Source organism: Alishewanella sp. SMS8 (assembly GCF_030737935.1).
Classification (GTDB): domain Bacteria; phylum Pseudomonadota; class Gammaproteobacteria; order Enterobacterales; family Alteromonadaceae; genus Alishewanella; species Alishewanella maricola.
The window spans coordinates 1-1,457 of the sequence record NZ_JAPJEA010000016.1 but is presented as its reverse complement, the minus strand read 5'-3'; the positions used below and the strand labels follow the sequence as shown (position 1 = coordinate 1,457).

Here is a 1,457-nt window from a genome sequence, read left to right as displayed (position 1 = left end):
GCTTTAGAAGGTGTCGATGTCAGCACCTTAGCCGATGGCCCACTGACCATTGACGCGACGGCAGTCGATAACAACGGCAATCCATTGGCCGCCGATACTTCAGCCACACTTGATGCGGTTGCCGGTTCATTGGATATCGCTGCGACGGTTGATAATACCGATGGCACGCTTGACCTCAGCGGCACCACCACTGACGTGGCACCGGGTTCCGTGATTAACATCACCATCACCGACCAAAACGGTAAAACGGTGATTGCTCAAGCTACCGTATTAGCCGATGGCAGTTATGCTTTAGACGGTGTCGATGTTAGCACTCTAGCCGATGGTCCACTGACCATTGACGCGACAGCAGTCGATAACAACGGTAATCCACTCGCGGCAGACACCAATGCTGTATTGGATGCGGTCGAAGGCACCCTAGATATCGCTGCCACCGTCGATAACACCGATGGTACGCTTGACCTCAGCGGCACCACCACCGATGTCGCTCCAGGTACCGTGATTAACATCACCATCACCGATCAAAACGGTAAGACGGTGATTACCCAAGCTACCGTATTGGCCGATGGCAGCTATGCCTTAGACGGTGTCGATGTCAGCACCCTAGCCGATGGCCCATTAACCATTGACGCAACGGCAGTCGATAACAACGGCAATCCATTGGCCGCCGATACTTCAGCCACACTCGATGCGATTGCCGGTTCATTGGATATCGCCGCCACGGTGGACAACACCGACGGTACGGTTGACCTCAGTGGCACCACCACCGACGTTGCTCCAGGCACGGTGATTAACATCACCATTACCGATCAAAACGGTAAGACGGTGATTACCCAAGCTACCGTATTGGCCGATGGCAGCTATGCCTTAGACGGTGTCGATGTCAGCACCCTAGCCGATGGCCCACTGACCATTGACGCGACGGCAGTCGATAACAACGGCAATCCATTGGCCGCCGATACTTCAGCCACACTCGATGCGATTGCCGGTTCATTAGATATCGCTGCGACCGTCGATAACACCGATGGCACCCTCGATTTATCGGGTACCACCACCGATGTTGCTCCAGGCACGGTGATTAACATCACCATTACCGATCAAAACGGTAAAACGGTGATTACTCAAGCTACCGTATTAGCCGATGGCAGCTATGCCTTAGACGGTGTCGATGTCAGCACCTTAGCCGATGGCCCATTAACCATTGATGCGACGGCAGTGGATAACAACGGCAATCCATTGGCTGCTGATACTTCAGCCACACTCGATGCGATTGCCGGTTCATTGGATATCGCCGCCACGGTGGACAACACCGACGGTACGGTTGACCTCAGTGGCACCACCACCGACGTTGCTCCAGGCACGGTGATTAACATCACCATTACCGATCAAAACGGTAAGACGGTGATTACCCAAGCTACCGTATTGGCCGATGGCAGCTATGCCTTAGACGGTGTCGA

The 1,457-nt window shown here is 54.1% G+C and carries 1 protein-coding gene; it reads left to right on the top strand.

The window, feature by feature from the left end; all coding sequences use genetic code 11:
- Positions 1-1,457, top strand: a 1,457-nt coding sequence (locus tag ORJ01_RS16160; RefSeq protein ID WP_306178900.1) for a hypothetical protein, incomplete at both ends; no start/stop codon positions are given.